Genomic DNA, 18,363 nt, shown 5'->3' with positions numbered 1-18,363 from the left:
CCGTGGAACACACCTCCGAGGAACACGTCCCCGAGGAACACACCTCCGAGCAGCACCCGGTGGACCTCGTCGCCGCCCTCGCCCGCGCCCGCTCCCCGGAGCACCCCGGCACCGACACGCCCGCCGGGCCCGCCGTCCGGGCCTGGCCGGGACCACCGCGCACCATCCCGGACGCGGCCCCGGGGGAACTCGACGTGGAGGCCGTACTGCGCCTGTCCCTGGCGGCCTCGGACGGCTCCGGGCGCCTGCGCCCCGCGCCCTCCGCCGGCGCGCTGCACCCGGTGGACGCCGAACTGGTCGTGGGAACCGGCACCTCCCTGCCGCCCGGCCGCTACGGCTACGACCCTCTGCGCCACCGCGTGCACCGCCTCGGCCGGCGACCCGACGGCACGCCACCGGGCGTGACCGCCGAACTCTCCGTCACCGCACGGCGCACGGCCTCCCACTACGGCCACCGCGCCTGGCCGCTGCTGCTGCTGGACACCGGGCACGCCGCCGCGGCGCTGCTCCTCGCGGCCCGCGCGCTGGGCACGGGCGAGCCCGAGGCCCGGCTGGACGGATCGGCCGGGAGCCCGCTGGCCGCGGTGCACATCCCCCCACCCGGCGCGGACACCGGCCCCCGGCCTCCGCGGGACACACCCGCACCCGCCGAACTGCTGGCCCGCCGCAGCGACCCGCCACCGCTGTCCGGCACCCCGCCTCCGGACGCGCTGCGGGCCGTCCTGACCACCGCCGCGGGGGCGGGCACCGGCGAACTGCGCTGGTGCGCCGCCGTCGGCCCACCCCAACCCGGCCTGGTCGGACCGGCCGCCGGCGGCACCGCGCTGCGCCGGTACGCCGCCGGCGAGGCCCGCCCGACACTGGCGGCCTGGGCCGCGGGCCAGGCGTGGATCGCCGACGCCGGCGCCGTCCTGCTCGCCCACGGCTGTCCCGCGGACGCCGACGCGCCGCACATCCGCCGCACCCATCTGCGGGCCGGATTCGCCGTCCACCTGGCCCACCTCGCCGCCAGGCGCCACGGTCTGGCCGCCCGGCCCGTCGGCTCCTGGCAGCAGGCGGACCTCGGCGCCGCCCTCGGCGCCGCGCCGGGCCGGGACTGGATCGTCCACGGACTGGCCCTCGGCACCCGCCACGCCGACGAGGAGAACTCCACATGATCGTCCACCCCGAACTGCGCCGCGCCGCACTGCGCGCCCGGCGCCCCCTGCTGGCGGCCACCCTCCTGCAGGCTGCCGTCACCCTCACCCACCTGGCGCAGGCCGCCCTGCTGGCCGTCGCACTCGCCGACCTGGCCCGCGGCGAAACCGGCCGGCTCCCGTGGCTGCTGGGAACCGTACTCGCCGTCGTCGCCGTCCGCGCCGGGCTCGCCGTCCGGCAGCGGCGCACCGCCACCCGCGCCGGAGCCCGGGTGAGGGTGGCCCTGCGGGACGAACTCCTGGCCCGCCTCGGCCGCCTGGGACCCGCGCACCTGGCCTCCTCCGGCCCCGGTCCGGGGGGAGCTCCGGTGCGGGCCGGGGCCGTACGCACCACCCTCGTCGACGGGGTGGAGGGCGTCGACGCATACATCTCCCGCTATCTGCCCCAGCTCCTGGTCACCCTCACCGTGCCGCCCCTCGTGCTCGCCGTCCTGGCCGCCGTGGAACCGGTGGCGCTCCTCGGCCTCGTCCCCGCCCTGCTGCTCGCCCTGTGCGGGCCGCGCGCCTGGGACCGGCTGCTGGCCAGGCGCGGCAGGGAGCACTGGGACACCTACGAAGGACTGGGCGCCGACTACCTGGAGGCCCTCCAGGGCATGCCCGCCCTGCGCGCCGCCGGCGCGGTCGGCCGCACCCGCGAACGCCTGGAGGAGCGCTCGGCGGCGCTGCACCGGGCGACGGTCGCCAAGCTGCGGGTGTCCCTGGCCGACACCGGCATCACCGACCTCGCCATCCAGGGCGGCACCGCGGCCGCCGCGCTCCTGGCGTGCTGGTCCGCCGTCACCGGATCCACCGCGGCGACCGGCACCTATCTGGCGCTGCTGCTGGCCTCCGAGTGCTTCCGGCCGGTGCGGGACCTGGCCCGCGAGTGGCACGCCGGATACCTGGGGGCCTCGGCCGCGGACGGGATCGCGGCGCTGCGCAACGCCGAACCCGCCGTCCGCGACACCGGAACGGCGCCCGCGCACTGGCCGGGACCTCCCGAACTGCGCTTCGAGAACGTCGAGTTCGCCTACGACGGTGCGAAGGACCCCGTTCTGCGCGGCGTCTCCTTCACCGCACGGGCGGGACGGACCACCGCGATCGTCGGCCCGTCCGGCGCCGGCAAGTCCACGCTCCTGGCCCTGCTCCTGCGCCACCACGACCCGCAGGGGGGCCGGATCACCCTCGACGGGCTCCCCACGACCGGATACGCCCTGGACTCGCTGCGGCAGAGCATCGCCGTGGTCTCCCAGGAGACCTACCTCTTCCACGCCACCATCGCCGAGAACCTGCGCCTGGCCCGGCCGGACGCCACGGACGGCGAACTGGCGGACGCGGCACGCGTGGCCGGCGTCCACGACGAGATCACCGCACTCCCCGACGGCTACGCCACCGTCCTCGGCGAGCGCGGCGCCACCCTGTCCGGCGGCCAGCGCCAGCGGCTCGCCCTCGCACGGGCCCTGCTGGCCGACGCGCCGGTGCTCGTCCTCGACGAGGCCACCAGCTCGGTCGACGAACGCCGGGAGGCGGACATCGTCCGCGAACTGCTGAACGCCGCGAGCGGCCGGACCGTCCTGGTGGTCGCCCACCGGCTCTCGGCCGTCCGGCACGCCGACCGCATCGTCGTCCTCGACCAGGGGCGGGTGGACGCCGTCGGCGAGCACACCGGCCTGGCCGAGGCCGGAGGCGTCTACGCGCGACTGGTCGAGGCGGGCCACGTCCACCGGGGAGGAATCGCCGCATGAGCACCGCCGTAGACACAGCCGCCGCGGACACCGCCGCCGACACCGCCCGCGCCGGCACCACCGGCGCGGAAACGCCCGCGCGGGGATCGCTGCGCGCCCTGCTCCCCGCCCTCGCCGGGCACCGCGCCATGGCGGTGCGCACCTGCGCCGCCGCGCTCGTCGAACAGGGCTCCCTGGTCGCCCTGCTGACGCTGGCCGCGCACACCGTGGGGGCGGCCGTCATCGAAGGACGGGCCCCCTCGGCCGCCACCGTCACCGCGCTCGCCGTCCTCGTCCTCGTGCGCGCCCTGGCGACCTGGCGCGAGATGGACCTCTCGCACGACCTGGCCTACCGGGTGCTGGCCGCACTGCGCGTACGGGTCTTCGACGGGCTCGCCCGCAGCGCCCCCGCCCGCGTCGCCGGCCGGCGCAGCGGGGACCTCGCCGCGACCGCCATGGCGGACGTGGAGGCGCTGGAGTTCTTCTACGCCCACACCACCGCCCAGCTCCTGGCGGCGGGAACGGTCTTCACCGGCGGCACGGTGGTCCTCGCCACGGTGGAGCCGTGGCTGCCGGCGGCCGTACTGCCGGTCGCGGCGCTGCTCGCCGCCGCGCCCTTCGCCGACGCGCGCGAACGCGCGGCGCGCGGCGGCCGCACCCGGGCGGCCGCCGCACGGCTGTCGGCCGACACGGTCGAGACCGTCGACGGGCTGCGCGAACTGCTCGCCTTCGGCGCCCTGGCCGGCCGCCGCCGCCGACTGGCCGAGAGGGGACGGCAGACGGGCGAGGCCCAGCGCGCCGAGGCCACCTGGGAGGCCGCCGCCGCAGCGGTCCGCGACCTCCTCATCGTGGTGGCGGTCCTCGGCGTGGTCGCCGTGGCGGCGCAGTCGGTGACCTCCGGGCGGCTGCACGGGGCGTGGGCCCCGGCGGCGATGGCACTGGCCCTGTCGATCCTGGGGCCCGTCGCGGAGTCGGCCAGAACGCTGAGCCAGGCCGTGGCGCTGCGGGCGGCGGCCGCCCGGGTCGGCGCGGCGGTGGGGGCCCCCGCCCTCGCCCCGCCGCCCGCCGCACCCCGCCCGCTGCCCCCCGGCCCGCTGGGGGTCCGGCTGCACCGGGTGAGGTTCGACTACGGCGGCGGACCGGTGCTGGACGGCGTCGAGCTGACCGTCGGCCCGGGGCAGACCCTCGCGCTGGTCGGCGCGTCGGGGGCCGGCAAGTCGACCTGCGCCCATCTGCTGGCCCGGTTCTGGGATCCGTCCGAGGGAGAGGTCCAGCTGATACCCGCCGACGGCGACCCCGTCGACATACGCGAGGTGGACGACGCCGAACTCCGGCGCGCCGTCGCGCTGGTGGGCCAGGAGACGCCCCTCTTCCACGGCACCCTCGCCGAGAACCTGCGGCTGGCCGCCCCCGAGGCGGACGACGGCCTCCTCGCCGAGACGGCCCGGCTGTGCGGCGTGGACCGGATCGCCCCGATGGACACGCCGGTCGGCGAACGGGGCTCCACCCTGTCGGGCGGCCAGCGGGCCCGCATCGCCCTGGCCCGCGCGCTCCTGGTCCGGCCCAGGGTCCTGGTGCTCGACGAGTCCACCGCCCACCTGGACAACGCCGGCGACGCCCAGCTCGCCGCCGCGCTGGAGGAGGAGGGCCGCACCACGATCGTCATCGCGCACCGCCGCGCCACCATCCGCCGGGCCGACCGCATCGCCGTCCTCGAAGCCGGGCGCATCGCCGAGGAGGGTACCTGGGAGGAGCTCACCGCCCGCCCCGGCAGCGCCCTCAACCGCAGCCTCGCCGCCATCGCGCCCTGAGGGTTCCGCAGGGTCCGCAGGGTCCGCGGCGCGCCGCCTCCGGGGCCTCCGGTACCGATACGGGCCGCCGGGCAGGGCTGTCCGGTACGGCGCCAGGCCGGCACCCGGGGGAGCGGGTGCCGGCCTGGCGCCGGTGGAGGGCGGTGCCCTCCATGCGGGAGGGGGCCGGTCAGCGGCTGCCGTGGGGCAGCAGGGCCATCTCCCGGGCGTTCTTGATCGCGCGTGCGAGCTGCCGCTGCTGCTGGGAGGTGACGCGGGTGACGCGGCGGCTGCGGATCTTGCCCCGGTCGGAGATGAACTTCCGCAGCAGATCGGTGTCCTTGTAGTCGATGTAGGTGATCCCGGCGGCGTCCAGGGGGTTGGGGCGGGGCTTGGCGTTCTTGCGGGGGTCGGGGCGGCGTGGCATGCGGGATGTGCTCCTCGGTTCTCGCGGATCGGGGTGCCGGGCCGGCTCAGGCGGCGCCCAGCAGGGGGGCGAAGGCGGCCGGGAGGCGTCTCCACGCCTCCCGGCCCGCGGCGTACTCGGCGTCGGTGAGCAGGCAGGAGTCGAGCAGGCTCACCAGGCCCTCGCGGTCCAGGTCGGGGGAGGTGAAGACCAGGTGCTGGCAGCGGTCGCCGTGCTCGGGATGCCAGTCCAGCGCGGCGGCCGTCCGCCGGACGGGGTCCACCATCTCCCAGGCGGCGTCGGGCAGCGAGGCCAGCCAGGGCCCGGCGCTCTCGACGCAGAGCGCGCCGCCGGCGCAGTCCCAGGCCAGCAGGGTGTCGGGCCGGTCGGCCAGCCAGAAGCGGCCGCGGCTTCGGGCGGCGGCGCAGGCGAGGTCCTCCAGGGCCTCGTAGAGCCGTCCGGGGTGGAAGGGGCGGTGGCGGCGCCAGACCAGGGTGGCCACCCCGGCCTCGTCCGCCTCCTGCGGCAGCCGGGAGCAGGCCGGATGCTGGGCGGTGGCGGCCATCGCCGCATCGAAGCCGGCGAGCGCGGCCTCGACCAGCTCCCCGGAGGCGGCTCGCACCCGGCGCGCGGCCGGGTGGAGCTGGGCCAGGAGCGCGTGGTCGGCCTCGTCGGCCTCCGGGCTGTCGACGAGGGCGAGCACGGGGGCGTACTCCAGCTGCCGCGCCCAGGTGTCGGCGACCGTGCGCTGGTCGGTGGCGGCCGCTGCGAGACCGGCCTCGGCCAGGTCGTCGCCGCCTGCCAGACAGGGCAGGACGAGCGCGGGATCGACGGCGGTGACGACGCCGGTCAGTTCCAGGGCACCGGCCCCGTGGGCGTCGATGACCTCGGCCATGCCCTTCGGCTCGACGGAGTCCCACAGTTCGACGACCGCCAGCCGGGCCGTGCCGCCGGCGGCCAGCCGCTCCAGCTCCGGGATCAGGTCCTCGCGCAGCGCGCAGCAGGCGCAGTCGTTGACCAGGGGCGCCTCGCCGCGCGACAGCTCGCCCGAGGCGTCCCGCACGGTGCGCACCACCGTGCCGTCCGCGGCGCCGGACAGGTCGTGGTGGAGGGCCACGCCGCCCGGCGCGGCGCGCAGCAGCCGCTCCACCACCTCGCGGCGGGCGTCGGCGTGCAGCCCGGCGACGATGACGACGGGCAGCCGGGGCTCCCAGGCCATCAGCGGGCCCCGCGCGAGCCGTAGCGGCGCTCGAAGCGCTCCACGCGCCCGGCGGTGTCCAGGACCCGCTGGGTGCCGGTGTAGAAGGGGTGGCTCGCCGAGGAGATCTCGACGTCGACCACCGGGTAGGTGTTGCCGTCCTCCCACTCGATCGTCTTGTCGCCGGTCATGGTGGAGCGGGTGAGGAAGGCGAAGTCGGCGCTCTTGTCGCGGAAGACGACGGGGCGGTACGGGGGATGGATTCCGGGTTTCACGGTGGTGTCCTCGGGTCGTGCGGTCGGGGCCGGGGCTGGGGCTGGGGCTGGGACCGGGGTCAGCGCTCCTCGCGGAAGTCGACGTGGCGGCGGGCGAGGGGGTCGTACTTGCGCAGGACCATGCGGTCGGGGTCGTTGCGGCGGTTCTTGCGGGTGACGTAGGTGTAGCCGGTCCCCGCGGTGGAGCGGAGCTTGATGACCGGGCGGAGTTCACTGCGTGCCATGGCGCTAGTATATGACAATGGTTTCCATTATCGAAAAGGGAGCCGTCCGCACCGACAGGAAGGAACCTCCTTGTCCGCCCACTGTCAGCTGACCGGCGCCAAGCCGGGCTTCGGCAAGAACATCTCCCACTCCCACCGGCGCACCTCCCGCCGCTTCGACCCCAACATCCAGCGCAAGCGGTACTGGCTGCCCAGCGAGGGGCGCCACGTCCGCCTCACCCTCAGCACGAAGGGGATCAAGACCGTCGACGCCATCGGGATCGAGGCCGCCGTGGCGCGCATCCGGGCGCGGGGAGGAAAGGTCTGATGGCCAGGAAGAGCAAGATCGCCAAGAACGACAGGCGGCGGGAGATCGTCGAGCGGTACGCGGCCCGGCGCGCGGAGCTGAAGGAGATCATCCGCTGTCCGGCCTCCACCGAGGACGAACGTGCCGCCGCGCTGGCGGAGCTGCGGCGCCAGCCGCGTGACGCCAGCGCGACCCGGGTGCGCAACCGCGATGCCGTGGACGGCCGCCCGCGCGGTCATCTGCGGAAGTTCGGGCTCTCCCGGGTGCGGATGCGGCAGCAGGCCCACGCCGGATTCCTGCCCGGGGTCACCAAGTCGTCGTGGTGAGAAACCTCTCCGGGGCGGAAGCGGCCGGCCGCTTCCGCCCCGAAGAGGCCGGTGCGGGGGGACCCGCGGGCGCGGTACGAGACGGCGGGGAAGGGCTCACTCCTCCATCCGGCCGCGTATCCGGCGGGAGGGCGTGAAGGTGTAGAGGTCGAGGATGCCGGGCGGATCGGCGAGGCCGGGCCCGCCGCGCTCGACCCATGCGGTGATGTCGGCGGCGGCGTCGAGGTCGTTGACCAGGCCGAGCCAGACCGGCCGGCCGCCTGCCGCGCGTCCGGCGGAAGAGGGCTGGACGACGATGACGTTGGCCTGCTCGCAGGCGTCCAGGCAGTCGGTGGCGCGGACGGCCGCGACACCGTCCAGGGCCTGGCGCAGACCGCGCAGCTGGGCGGCGTGGTCGAGGCTGGGGATCTTGGCGCTGCCGCAGCAGCAGCCGCGGCAGACGGTGACCGTGCACCGTGCCGCGCCCGGCGGCGGGGTGGAGCCGGCGGACCGGGAGCGCCTGCTCACTCGGCGCCTCCCGCGGGGGTGCTCCGCCACGCGGTCTCGCGCAGCAGGCGCAGGCCGTTGAGGCCGACGATGACGGTGGAGCCCTCGTGGCCGGCGACCCCGAGGGGCAGCGGCAGGGTCCCGATCAGGTCCCAGGCCACGAGGACGGCGATGAACACGCCGGCGATGGCGAGGTTCTGGACCACCAGCCGGCGGGCGGTCCGCGACAGCCTCACGACGGCGGGGACGGTGGCGAGTTCGTCGCGGACCACGACGGCGTCGGCGGTCTCCAGTGCGAGGTCGGAGCCGGCTTCGCCCATCGCGACGCCGCAGTGCGCGGCCGCCAGCGCGGGGGCGTCGTTGACGCCGTCGCCGACGACCAGCACCCTCCGGCCCTGCCGCTCCCACGCCTGGACGGTCGCGGCCTTGTCCTGGGGCAGGAGCCCGGCGCGGACGTCGGTGATGCCGACCTCGGCGGCCAGGCGCCTGGCGGCGCGCTCGTTGTCGCCGGTCAGCAGTACCGGCGGCCGCCCGGTCAGTTCGGTCAGGGCGGCGACGGTGGCGGCGGCGTCCGGCCGCAGCCGGTCGGTGATGCCCAGCACGCCGACCGGGGCCCCGTCGCGGAGCACCACGACGGCGGTGCGTCCGGCGTCCTCCAACTCCCCTGCCGCGGCGCGGGCCTGGCCGGCGCCGTCGGGCAGGAGCCGGCCGGGGGAGCCGACCTGGACGGTACGGCCGTCGACGGTGGCGCTCACGCCCCGGCCGGGGGCGGAGGCGAAGCCGGACGCGGCGGCCAGGGGGAGGCCGCGCTCGCGGGCGGCGTCGACGACGGCGCGGGCCAGCGGGTGCTCGCTGGGGTGCTCGGCCGCGGCGGCCAGGGCCAGCAGCCCGTCGCCGGTCAACCCGCTTCCGGGCAGCGGGCGCAGGTCGGTGAGGTGCGGGGTCCCCTCGGTGAGGGTGCCGGTCTTGTCGAGGGCGACCGTGTCGATCTGCCCGAGGCGCTCCATGACGACGGCGGACTTGGCGAGCACGCCGTGGCGGCCGGCGTTGGCGATGGCCGACAGCAGCGGCGGCATCGTGGAGAGCACCACAGCGCACGGCGAGGCCACGATCATGAACGTCATCGCACGCAGCAGCGCGGACCGCAGATCGTCGCCGAAGGCCAGCGGAACGGCGAACACCGCCAGAGTCGCGATCACCATGCCGACGGAGTACCGCTGCTCGACCTTCTCGATGAACAACTGGGTGGGGGCCTTGGTCTCGGAGGCCTCCTCGACCATCCGCACGATCCGGGCGATCACCGTCTCCGACGGATCCCGTGCCACCCGCACCGTGAGGGCGCCCGTACCGTTCACCGTGCCGGCGAACACCTCGTCACCCGGCTGCTTGGCGGCCGGCAGCGGTTCGCCGGTGATGGTGGCCTGGTCCACCTCGCTCTCGCCGGTGACGACCGTGCCGTCGGCGCCGACCCGCTCGCCGGGGCGGACCAGGACGGTGTCCCCGACCGCCAGATCCGCGGCCGGAACGGTCTCCTCGCCGCCGCCGGGCAGCAGCCGGGTCGCGGTGGCCGGGGCGAGGTCGAGCAGGCCCCGTACCGAGTCCGCGGTGCGGGCGGTCGCGACCGCCTCCAGGGCGCCGGAGGTGGCGAAGATGACGATCAGCAGCGCCCCGTCGAGGACCTGGCCGACGGCGGCGGCGCCGAGGGCGGCGACCACCATCAGCAGATCCACGTCCAGGGTCTTGTCCTTGAGTGCCTTGCACCCCTCCCAGCCCGGCTCCCAGCCGCCGGTGACGTAGACGGCGGCGAACAGCGGGCCCCACAGCCAGGCGGGGGCCCCCAGCAGGTACAGGGGGAGGGCGGCGAGGAAGAGCACCAGGGAGGCGAGCGCCCAGCGGGCTTCGGGCAGGGACAGGAGCCGGGTGCGCCCGCGCGGTGCGGCGGCGGTGGTGCGTTCCCCCGGCGGGGCCGGGGTGGTCAGCGTGGAGGTCATGGGCAACGGCCTTCGGGAGACGTGGAGTCCGGGCCCCACACCATACAGGAACGATTGAACAGCCTTTCATGTATTTGCTTCCGTAGGATGAAGGCATGGGCCACGGAGCGAAACCCCCCGAGAACGGCAGCGCGGTTCCGCGCACCCGGCTGACCGCGCAGAACGCGCCCAGGGTCGCCGAGACCCTCCAGGCCCTGGCCACCCCCTCCCGGCTGCTGATCCTGGCCCGGCTGCGCGAAGGCCCCTGCGCGGCCACCGAACTGGCCGCCGCCGTCGGCATGGAGCAGTCCGCCTGCTCCCATCAGCTGCGCGTCCTGCGCACCCTGGGCCTGGTCACCGGCACCCGCCGGGGGCGCAGCGTGGTCTACGCCCTGCACGACGACCATGTCGCCGAACTCCTCGACCAGGCCCTCTACCACGTCGAGCATCTGCGCCTGGGGCTGACCGACGCCCGGGCCGGGGCGGCCGCGCCCGCCGCCTCCTCCTGAGCGGCCGCGCCTTTTCCGTGTGGCCGTGCGGCCCCGCGCGACCGCCGCGCCCCCGGCTCCCGCGTCCGGCCGTGTCCGCGCGCCGCTGCCGGCGGCGGCGTGAGCGGAGTCCCCGCCGTCACCCGCTTCCCGCCCCCGGTGCCGGGAAGCGGTTCTTCACATACCCCCCCGGGGTGAGCTAGCGTGCCCACATACCCCTGAGGGGTATGTGGGCACGGTTGTGTTCCGCCGGTGCCCGGACGGCCGCGCGGGGCGTCCGGGCCGCGGAAGGCGCGGACACCCCGCGCGGGCCGTCCCGTGCGGCGCCGCGGAACGCGATCCGCCGTTGCGCCGGGAAGCGCCTCCCCTCCCGGAACCGCCTCCGGCCGGACCGGACCGTGACGGCCCGCCCCGCCCCGCGCGTCCACCACGGCTCTCCCATCCTGCGACGGAAGGAACGACCGACATGAGGGAACAGCTGGAACAGCGGAGCGGCGGGCCGCGTCTGCGGACGCGGGCGGTGCACGCCGCGGCCGCCGCGGCACAGGGGGACGGAAGGCCGCTGAGCGTGCCGATCGTCCGCTCCTCGGCGTTCGCGTTCGACTCCGTGGACAAACTCGCCGCCGCCATGGCGGAACCGGGCGGCGACTTCGTCTACAGCAGGCGCGGCAACCCCACCGTCCAGGTGCTGGAGCGCGTGCTCACCGACCTCGAGGGCGGCGCGGCCGCGATCGCCACCGCTTCGGGAATGGGTGCGATCAGCGGCACGCTGCTCGCGCTGCTGCGCCCCGGCGACCATGTGCTGGCGCAGAGCTGCCTGTACGGGGGCACGCACGCGGTGCTCTCCGACCTCGCCCGGAGGTTCGGCGTCGTCGTGGAGCGGATCCGGACCGAGGACGCGGCGGACTTCGAGGCGCGCGTCCGTCCCGCCACCCGGCTCCTGTTCCTGGAGACCATCGCCAATCCGACCGGCCAGATACCCGACCTGCCCGGCCTCCTGGCCGCGGCCGGGGCCCGCGGAGTCGTCACGGTGGTCGACAACTCCCTCGCCTCCCCCGTGCTGTGCAGGCCCATCGAGTACGGCGCGGACATCGTGGTCCACTCCACGACCAAGTACCTCGGCGGTCATTCCGACGTGGTCGGCGGCGCCGCCGTCTTCGCCGACCCCGCGCTCCACGGGACCGTGTGGACCAGGGCGGTCGAACTGGGCTCCACCGCCGACCCGTTCGCGGCCTGGCTGACGCTGAGGGGCATACAGACCCTGCCGCTGCGGATGAGCCGGCACTGCGCCAACGCCTCGGTGCTGGCGGAGCGGCTGGTGGCGCATCCCGCCGTGGCGCGGGTCCAGTGGCCCGGTCTGCCCGGGCACCCGTCCCACCAGCGGGCTCGCGCGCTGCTGTCCGACTTCGGAGGGATGCTCTCCTTCGAGCTGCGGGGAGGGCGGGAGGCCGGTCGCCGCTTCGTCGAGGGGCTGCGGATCGCGCGACTGGCCCTGTCACTGGGGGGTGTGGAGACGCTGGTGACCCATCCGGCCGGCACCTCGCACCGGGAACTGGACGACCGGGCGCTCCGGGAGGCGGGAATCGCGCCGGGCGCGGTGCGGATGTCCGTGGGCATCGAGGACGCGGACGATCTCTGGGACGACGTCGAGCAGGCGCTGAAGGCCTCCTGACCCTCTTTTTTTTGGGTTGACAAAATAAACGACTCGTTCGTAGCTTGGTTCTGCCCAAGGAGTGATGGACCGAGGACGAGGGGACGGCATGCGCTACTTCGAGGACTTCCGTGCCGGCGACGTGCACGAGTTGGGCCAGGTCACCGTGTCCGAGGAGGAGGTGGTGGAGTTCGGCGCCCGCTTCGATCCGCAGCCGTTCCACACCGACCCGCAGCGTGCCGCGCAGTCGCCGTTCGGAGGGCTGGTCGCCAGCGGCTTCCACACCGCGGCGCTGTTCATGAGGCGCTACGTGGACGGGCTGCTGGCCTACAGCGAGTGCGTGGGATCGCCGGGGATCGACGAGATGCGCTTCCACCGGCCCGTGCGGCCCGGCGACCGGCTCACCGCACAGGTCGAGATCCTCGGCTCCCGCCCCTCACTGGGCAACCCCGCCACCGGCATCGTCCAGCCCAGGTGCCGGCTGGTGGCCGAAGACGGGACGGTCGTGTTCAGCATGATCCTGCACAGCATCTTCAAGCGCCGCTCCGCCGCCCACCCCGTGTCGATGCCCGAGGCGATGGACCCGGCGGCCTGCCTGCACGGCTGACGCCGGACACGACCGTCCACACCACCAGACGAAGGGAGACCTCCCGTGGAGGCCGTATCCCGCACAGCCCAGTGGACCGCCGCAGCCCGCGCCCTGGAGTCCGAACGCGAGGACCGGCTGTTCGACGACCCCTACGCCCGCACCGTGGCCGCGGACACCGGATTCGAACTGCTCGAGCGGTACGCGGGCGCCGGCACCGTGCCGTTCCTGGCCATCCGCACCGCGTACATGGACCAGGCGATCGTCCGCACCGTCGCCGAACGCGGCATACGCCAGGTGGTGTTCCTCGCCGCCGGCATGGACACCCGCTTCCACCGCCTGCCCTGGCCGGACGGCGTCACCGTCTACGAACTCGACCGCCCCGCGCTGCTGGAGGCCAAGGCGCGGATGCTCGCCGGCGAACCGGCCCCCGCCGGCCGCACCCGCCGCGCCGTCGCGGTCGACCTCACCGGCCAGTGGACCGGGGCGCTGAAGGAGGCCGGATGGCGCTCGGAGGAACCGGTCCTGTGGGTCGTCGAGGGCCTGCTGTTCTTCCTCACCGAGGAGTCCGTGAGGACCCTGCTGGCCACCTTGTCCGACACCAGCGCCGCCGGCTCCGTCCTGATCGGCGACCTGATCAGCCGGGCCGCGCTGGACAACCCCCTGTCCCGCCCCTTCCTGTCCGCCCTCGCCGAGGACGGCAACCCCTGGCTGTTCGGCACCGACGAGCCCGAGCGGCTGCTGGAGGACAGCGGATGGTCGCCGCGCGAGGTGAAGCAGCCGGGTGAGGAGGGCGCCGACTTCGGGCGCTGGCCCTACCCCGTGCCGCCGCGCCGGGTCCCCGGCGTCCCCCGCTCCTTCCTGTTCACCTGCGACCTGCGAACCACCGAGGAGGCCACCTCGTGAACGCCACGCCCACCGGTGCCGCGTCCGCCGGCGCCACGACCGACGAGTTCCACCGCAGGGTGATCGTGGACGCGGCCGCCGCCGTCCGCGGACTGACCGTGGCCCTGGGCGAACGCCTGGGCCTGTACCGGGCGCTCGCCGAACACGGCCCGCTCACCCCCGAGGAGCTCGCCAAGCACACCGGCATCACCCCCCGCTACGCGGAGGAGTGGCTCCACGCGCAGCTCAGCGCCGACTACGTCGAGAGGCACCCGAGCTCCAACCAGTACACCCTGCCCGCGGCGCACGCCCCCGTCCTCGCCGACAGCTCCGCGGTCACCTTCACGGCCGGCTTCTTCACCGCCCTCAAGGCCCTGTACGCCACCGAGGACCAGCTCATCGACGCCTACCGCACCGGCGAGGGCGTGGGCTGGGCCGAACACGACCCCGCCCTGGACACCGGCATGGGCAGCCTCTTCCAGCCCTCCTACCAGCACCGTCTCGTCCCCGAGTGGCTGCCGGCCCTGGACGGGGTGACGGAGAAGCTGGCGAACGGCGGCCGCGTCGCGGACGTGGGCTGCGGCGTCGGCCACACGACGCGACTGATCGCCGAGGCCTTCCCCAACGCGACCGTGTACGGCTTCGACTACTCCGAAGAGGCGATCTCCATCGCCCGCCAGCTCGCCGACGACGCCGGACTGGGCGACCGGGTGGTCTTCGAGACGGCCTCAGCCGACGACTACCCCGGCCGCGACTACGACCTGGTGACGTTCTTCAACTGCCTGCACGACATGGGCGACCCCGAGGCGGCCGCCGCCCATGTGCACAGCACCCTCGCCGCGGACGGCACCTGGATGCTCGTGGAGACCAACGCCTCCGCCGACGACGTCACCGGCGACACCCCGGCCGCGCGCATGTTCATGAGCCTGTCCGCCGTGATGTGCCTGCCGGTCGCCGTCGCCCAGCGCGGCCCGTACGCCCTGGGCAACCACGCCGGGGAGAAGGCGTTCCGCAGGATCGCGGAGGCCGGTGGGTTCACCCGGTGGCGCCGTGCCACCGAGACCCCGGTCAACGCCGTCTACGAGGCCAGGCCCTGAGCCGCCGGGCCCGCCCCGCCTGTGACCGACGACCCGCCGGAAGACGACTGGAGGGAACATGCCCACCGCGGCCCTGCCGATCACCGACCGCTTCCAGGAAGTCCTGGACAGACTGAGCACGAAGTCCATAGAGGACTACTACAACCCCTACCAGGAGTTCACCTGGCCCGACCGGCTGGACGAGAACCGGATGTGGATGAGCCCCGAACTGCTCACCCCGTACGGCACCCCGCTGTTCGACGAACTCGGTGAGGAGACCCTGCGCCGGCTCTCGAAGTGGGAGAGCGTCAACTTCTACAGCCTCAACGTGCACGGCATCCGCGAACTGCTGATCGAGGTCGTGCGCCGCATCCACATGCCCGGGTTCGAGGTCCCCTCGGACTTCTTCCACCACTTCATCGGCGAGGAGAACGAGCACATGTGGTTCTTCGCCGAGTTCTGCCGCCGCTACGGGAACAAGATCTACCCCTCCACCGCGATGCGCGCCGACTCCGACTGGGAGCCGGAGGTGGAGAACTTCCTGGTCTTCGCGCGGATCCTGTTCTTCGAGGAGCTCGTCGACCACTACAACACCCGCATGGCGCAGGACGAGACGCTCTGCGACACGATCCGGCAGGTCAACCGCATCCACCACCAGGACGAGTCGCGGCACATCGCCTTCGGCCGCGAGCTCGTCTCCCTGCTGCACACCCGGATGCGCGAGACCGTCGGCCCGGAGCGGCTCGCCGAGGTCGAGGCCTACCTCAAGCGCTACGTCGTGTTCAGCCTCAACTCCCTTTACAACCCGCACGTCTACCGCGACGCAGGCATCCCCGATCCGCTGGCCCTGCGCAACGCGCTCCTCGAGGACGACCGGCGGCGCGAGATCGAGCGCAGGTCGATCCGCAAGCCGCTCGCCTTCTTCCTCAAGACCGGGATCTTCAGCGACGACGTCCTCCCGGCCGTCTGAGCCCCAGGCCCTTTTCCGAGTCCGTTCGCGTTCCGACCTCTCTGAGAGGCCCGCATGTCCATCCCCGCAGAGACCCGGACACCACCGGGTCCGATCGACGACCGTGCCGGCCTTCCGGCCCTCGGTCCGGAAGGCACCGCCCTGCTGCGGCTGCTCGACGAGACCTTCGAGAGCTGGGGCGTCAGTGCCGGAGCACGTGTGATGACCCTGCCGCCCCTGCTGCCCACCGCGGACCTGGCCCGGCTGGACTACTACGACAACTTCCCCCACCAGGCGGTCGTCGTCGCCCCGCTGGACCTTGAGCGCCGGGAGTCCGCCCCCTTCTGCTGCGAGACCGGCTGCTTTCCCTGCGACGCCCTCCAGCCGGCCGCGCTGGGGCTGCCCTCGGCCTCCTGCTACGGCGTCTACCTCCACCACCAGGGGCAGACGGTGCCCTCCGACACCCTGGTGACGGTGGTCGGCTGGTGCTTCCGCAAGGAGGAGCGGTACGAGCACCTGCGCCGTCAACTCGGCTTCCGGATGCGGGAGATCGTGGCCCTGGGCAGCAAGGAGCACGCCCAGCGGCACCTGGAGACGTTCGGCGAGAAGATCACCGCGTTCGCCGAGGCACTCGACCTGCCCCTGCGCAAGGAAGCGGCCTGCGACCCCTTCTACGACAGGGGCGGCTCCAAGGCGCTCATGCAGCGACTGGCGCCCGTCAAGCACGAGTTCCTCTTCGGGGACCTCGCCATCTCCTCGGTCAACACCCACCGCAACTTCTTCGGAGACCGCTGCTCCATCACGCTCGCCGACACCGGCGGGCCCGTCTTCACCAGTTGTGTGGCCTTCGGCCTGGAGCGGTGGCTGTCGGCCCTCACCCAGCGCCACGGCGGCTGGGAGGCCGCCGCCGAAGCGGTCGCGCGGGCCAGGTCGGTGCTCTGACGTGCCGGCCCACCCCGCCCCCAGTGGCCCGGGCTGGGCGAACCTCGGCATGGACATCGTGTCCGTCAAGCGTGTCCGACGCCTCCTCGACGACTACGGCGAGGGGTTCTTCGAGCGAATGCTCACCCCCGGCGAAATAGCGGACTGCCGCACCTCCACCGGGCTGGACGTGCTCAGCCTCTGCGGACGCATCGCGGCCAAGGAAGCGGCCTTCAAGACCCTGCGGGTGCGCGACCGCTTCCTGCCCTGGCTGGACATCGTGGTGCGGCGCTCCGACGGCGGCTGGCCCCTGGTGCACCTGCGCGGCGGAGCCCGCCACATGGCCGCCGCCTCCGGGATCACGGAGATCACGGTGAGCATCAGCCACGACGTCGACTACGCGGTCGCTGTGGCCGCGCCCATCATCACAGAACCCAAAGGAGAGACCCCATGACCGACGGACTCGACCAGGTGAAGGCGTGGATCGTCAAGCGCCACCCCGACCGTGACGACATCGCCCCCGACCTGGACCTCATCGAGAACCGGCTCATCGACTCCCTGTCCTTCGTCGAGTTCGTCTTCCTGCTGGAGCAGGTGAGCGGGCGCTCCATCGACATGGACACCCTGGAGGTCGACTCGATCCGCACCCTCGAGACCATCGACCGGACCTTCTTCAAGGCGCGGGTGAGCTGAGATGGCCTCCCGACTGTTCACCTCGGAGTCCGTGACCGAGGGCCACCCCGACAAGATCGCCGACCGGATCAGCGACACCGTCCTCGACGCCATCCTCGCCCAGGACCCCGGGGCGAGGGTGGCGGTGGAGACGCTGATCACCACCGGCCAGGTGCATGTGGCCGGCGAGGTCACCACCACCGCCTACGCCGACATCCCCACCCTGGTGCGCAACGCCGTCCTGGAGATCGGCTACGACTCCTCCAAGAAGGGCTTCGACGGCGCCTCGTGCGGGGTGTCGGTGTCCATCGGGGCGCAGTCCCCCGACATCGCCCAGGGCGTGGACACCGCCTACGAGACCCGCGTGGAGGGCGCCTCGGAGGCCGGCAGGACGGACGAGCTGGACCGGCAGGGCGCCGGCGACCAGGGCCTGATGTTCGGCTACGCCTGCGACGAGACGCCCGAGCTGATGCCGCTGCCCATCACTCTCGCCCACAGGCTGTCCTCGCGGCTCGCCCAGGTGCGCAAGGACGGGGCGATGCCCTACCTGCGCCCGGACGGCAAGACGCAGGTCACCATCGAGTACGACGGCGACAAGGCCGTGCGCCTGGACACCGTGGTGGTCTCCTCCCAGCACGCCTCCGACATCGACGTCGGCGCGCTGCTGGCCCCGGACATCCGCGAGTTCGTCGTCGAGCCGGAATTGACCGCCCTCGCCCGGGACGGCGTCAAGCTGGACACCGACGGGTACCGGCTGCTGGTCAACCCCACCGGCCGGTTCGAGATCGGCGGCCCGATGGGGGACGCGGGCCTGACCGGACGCAAGATCATCATCGACACCTACGGGGGCATGGCCCGCCACGGCGGCGGCGCGTTCTCCGGCAAGGACCCCTCCAAGGTGGACCGCTCGGCCGCCTACGCGATGCGCTGGGTGGCCAAGAACGTGGTGGCCGCCGGGCTGGCCGCCCGCTGCGAGGTGCAGGTGGCCTACGCCATCGGCAAGGCCGAGCCGGTGGGCCTGTTCGTGGAGACCTTCGGCACCCACACGGTGGACCCCGAGCGGATCGAGCAGGCCATCTCCGAGGTCTTCGACCTGCGCCCGGCCGCGATCATCCGCGATCTGGACCTGCTGCGGCCGATCTACGCCCGGACGGCCGCCTACGGCCACTTCGGCCGCGAGCTGGACGACTTCACCTGGGAGCGCACCGACCGGGTCCGGCCGCTGCGCGCCGCGGCCGGCTGCCGGAACTGACGGAACCGACGGAAAAGGGGGAC

At 74.1% G+C, this 18,363-nt stretch carries 21 protein-coding genes; 15 read left to right on the top strand and 6 right to left on the bottom strand.

What is annotated here, in order from left to right:
* The first annotated feature begins 2 nt into the window (after nucleotides 1-2).
* Genes QPK52_RS03620 through QPK52_RS03610 form a run of 3 tightly spaced genes read left to right on the top strand, consistent with a single transcriptional unit; the run spans nucleotide 3 to nucleotide 4,710 of the window.
* On the top strand, nucleotides 3-1,157 hold the full coding sequence (locus QPK52_RS03620) for a SagB/ThcOx family dehydrogenase (RefSeq protein ID WP_410535543.1): 1,155 nt from the start codon (nucleotides 3-5) through the stop codon (nucleotides 1,155-1,157).
* The gene (locus tag QPK52_RS03615; protein WP_410535542.1) at nucleotides 1,154-2,920 is read left to right on the top strand and encodes an ABC transporter ATP-binding protein/permease; all 1,767 of its coding nucleotides are present in this window, start codon (nucleotides 1,154-1,156) and stop codon (nucleotides 2,918-2,920) included. Before QPK52_RS03620 ends, QPK52_RS03615 begins: the two co-directional genes overlap by 4 nt.
* On the top strand, nucleotides 2,917-4,710 hold the full coding sequence (locus QPK52_RS03610; RefSeq protein ID WP_410535541.1) for an ABC transporter ATP-binding protein: 1,794 nt from the start codon (nucleotides 2,917-2,919) through the stop codon (nucleotides 4,708-4,710). The genes QPK52_RS03615 and QPK52_RS03610 overlap by 4 nt, the downstream gene beginning before the upstream one ends.
* 169 nt (nucleotides 4,711-4,879) lie before the next feature.
* On the opposite strand, the gene rpsR is transcribed toward QPK52_RS03610, so the two are convergent.
* The 4 genes from rpsR to rpmG are packed head-to-tail and all read right to left on the bottom strand — an operon-like array spanning nucleotide 4,880 to nucleotide 6,792.
* On the bottom strand, nucleotides 4,880-5,116 hold the full coding sequence (gene rpsR, locus QPK52_RS03605; protein ID WP_410535540.1) for a 30S ribosomal protein S18: 237 nt from the start codon (nucleotides 5,114-5,116) through the stop codon (nucleotides 4,880-4,882).
* A gap of 46 nt (nucleotides 5,117-5,162) precedes the next feature.
* A complete protein-coding gene (locus QPK52_RS03600) occupies nucleotides 5,163-6,314 on the bottom strand; it encodes a CobW family GTP-binding protein (protein WP_410535539.1) in 1,152 nt (383 codons plus the stop codon).
* Complete coding sequence (locus tag QPK52_RS03595; protein WP_410535538.1) at nucleotides 6,314-6,568, bottom strand: type B 50S ribosomal protein L31; 255 nt, start codon at nucleotides 6,566-6,568, stop codon at nucleotides 6,314-6,316. Before QPK52_RS03595 ends, QPK52_RS03600 begins: the two co-directional genes overlap by 1 nt.
* Nucleotides 6,569-6,627: 59 nt before the next feature.
* Nucleotides 6,628-6,792, bottom strand: coding sequence for a 50S ribosomal protein L33 (rpmG, locus tag QPK52_RS03590; RefSeq protein ID WP_093655888.1), 165 nt, complete (start codon nucleotides 6,790-6,792; stop codon nucleotides 6,628-6,630).
* Nucleotides 6,793-6,862: 70 nt separating this feature from the next.
* On the opposite strand from rpmG, the gene rpmB reads away from it, so the two are divergent.
* Together rpmB and rpsN are read left to right on the top strand one after the other, a co-directional pair.
* Nucleotides 6,863-7,099: a 50S ribosomal protein L28 gene (gene rpmB / locus QPK52_RS03585; protein ID WP_093655886.1), complete on the top strand. Its 237-nt coding sequence runs from the start codon at nucleotides 6,863-6,865 to the stop codon at nucleotides 7,097-7,099.
* A complete protein-coding gene (gene rpsN, locus QPK52_RS03580) occupies nucleotides 7,099-7,404 on the top strand; it encodes a 30S ribosomal protein S14 (RefSeq protein ID WP_410535537.1) in 306 nt (101 codons plus the stop codon). Before rpmB ends, rpsN begins: the two co-directional genes overlap by 1 nt.
* A 96-nt stretch (nucleotides 7,405-7,500) precedes the next feature.
* Here the strand turns inward: rpsN and QPK52_RS03575 are convergent, their stop codons facing one another.
* A complete protein-coding gene (locus tag QPK52_RS03575; protein ID WP_410535536.1) occupies nucleotides 7,501-7,911 on the bottom strand; it encodes a (2Fe-2S) ferredoxin domain-containing protein in 411 nt (136 codons plus the stop codon).
* Nucleotides 7,908-9,881: a heavy metal translocating P-type ATPase gene (locus QPK52_RS03570; RefSeq protein WP_410535535.1), complete on the bottom strand. Its 1,974-nt coding sequence runs from the start codon at nucleotides 9,879-9,881 to the stop codon at nucleotides 7,908-7,910. Before QPK52_RS03570 ends, QPK52_RS03575 begins: the two co-directional genes overlap by 4 nt.
* Before the next feature lie 95 nt (nucleotides 9,882-9,976).
* On the opposite strand from QPK52_RS03570, the gene QPK52_RS03565 reads away from it, so the two are divergent.
* The 10 genes from QPK52_RS03565 to metK all read left to right on the top strand — a co-directional run bounded on the left by QPK52_RS03565 (nucleotide 9,977) and on the right by metK (nucleotide 18,340).
* On the top strand, nucleotides 9,977-10,369 hold the full coding sequence (locus QPK52_RS03565; protein WP_410535534.1) for an ArsR/SmtB family transcription factor: 393 nt from the start codon (nucleotides 9,977-9,979) through the stop codon (nucleotides 10,367-10,369).
* 445 nt (nucleotides 10,370-10,814) lie between these two features.
* Entirely contained in the window at nucleotides 10,815-12,020 is a 1,206-nt protein-coding gene (locus QPK52_RS03560; RefSeq protein WP_410535533.1) for a trans-sulfuration enzyme family protein, read from the top strand.
* Nucleotides 12,021-12,084: 64 nt separating this feature from the next.
* Nucleotides 12,085-12,606 carry a MaoC/PaaZ C-terminal domain-containing protein gene (locus QPK52_RS03555; RefSeq protein WP_410535532.1) on the top strand — a complete coding sequence of 174 codons (522 nt, stop codon included), beginning with the start codon at nucleotides 12,085-12,087 and terminating at the stop codon, nucleotides 12,604-12,606.
* A 45-nt stretch (nucleotides 12,607-12,651) separates the two neighbouring features.
* Nucleotides 12,652-13,491, top strand: a complete 840-nt coding sequence (locus QPK52_RS03550; RefSeq protein WP_410535531.1) for a class I SAM-dependent methyltransferase — start codon at nucleotides 12,652-12,654, stop codon at nucleotides 13,489-13,491.
* Entirely contained in the window at nucleotides 13,488-14,567 is a 1,080-nt protein-coding gene (locus tag QPK52_RS03545; protein ID WP_410535530.1) for a methyltransferase domain-containing protein, read from the top strand. Before QPK52_RS03550 ends, QPK52_RS03545 begins: the two co-directional genes overlap by 4 nt.
* Before the next feature lie 58 nt (nucleotides 14,568-14,625).
* Nucleotides 14,626-15,516, top strand: coding sequence for a diiron oxygenase (locus tag QPK52_RS03540; protein WP_093655870.1), 891 nt, complete (start codon nucleotides 14,626-14,628; stop codon nucleotides 15,514-15,516).
* Between the two features lie 54 nt (nucleotides 15,517-15,570).
* On the top strand, nucleotides 15,571-16,437 hold the full coding sequence (locus tag QPK52_RS03535; RefSeq protein WP_410535529.1) for a hypothetical protein: 867 nt from the start codon (nucleotides 15,571-15,573) through the stop codon (nucleotides 16,435-16,437).
* Between the two features lie 49 nt (nucleotides 16,438-16,486).
* Nucleotides 16,487-16,870 carry a holo-ACP synthase gene (locus tag QPK52_RS03530; RefSeq protein WP_410535528.1) on the top strand — a complete coding sequence of 128 codons (384 nt, stop codon included), beginning with the start codon at nucleotides 16,487-16,489 and terminating at the stop codon, nucleotides 16,868-16,870.
* Complete coding sequence (locus tag QPK52_RS03525; protein WP_410535527.1) at nucleotides 16,867-17,109, top strand: acyl carrier protein; 243 nt, start codon at nucleotides 16,867-16,869, stop codon at nucleotides 17,107-17,109. Before QPK52_RS03530 ends, QPK52_RS03525 begins: the two co-directional genes overlap by 4 nt.
* A 1-nt stretch (nucleotide 17,110) precedes the next feature.
* Entirely contained in the window at nucleotides 17,111-18,340 is a 1,230-nt protein-coding gene (metK, locus tag QPK52_RS03520; protein ID WP_410535526.1) for a methionine adenosyltransferase, read from the top strand.
* Nucleotides 18,341-18,363: the final 23 nt, after the last annotated feature.

The sequence above is a fragment of the Streptomyces sp. KL2 genome, from assembly GCF_046529545.1.
In the GTDB taxonomy this organism is placed as follows: Bacteria; Actinomycetota; Actinomycetes; order Streptomycetales; family Streptomycetaceae; genus Streptomyces; species Streptomyces radiopugnans.
This window is presented reverse-complemented; position numbering and strand designations above follow the sequence as displayed.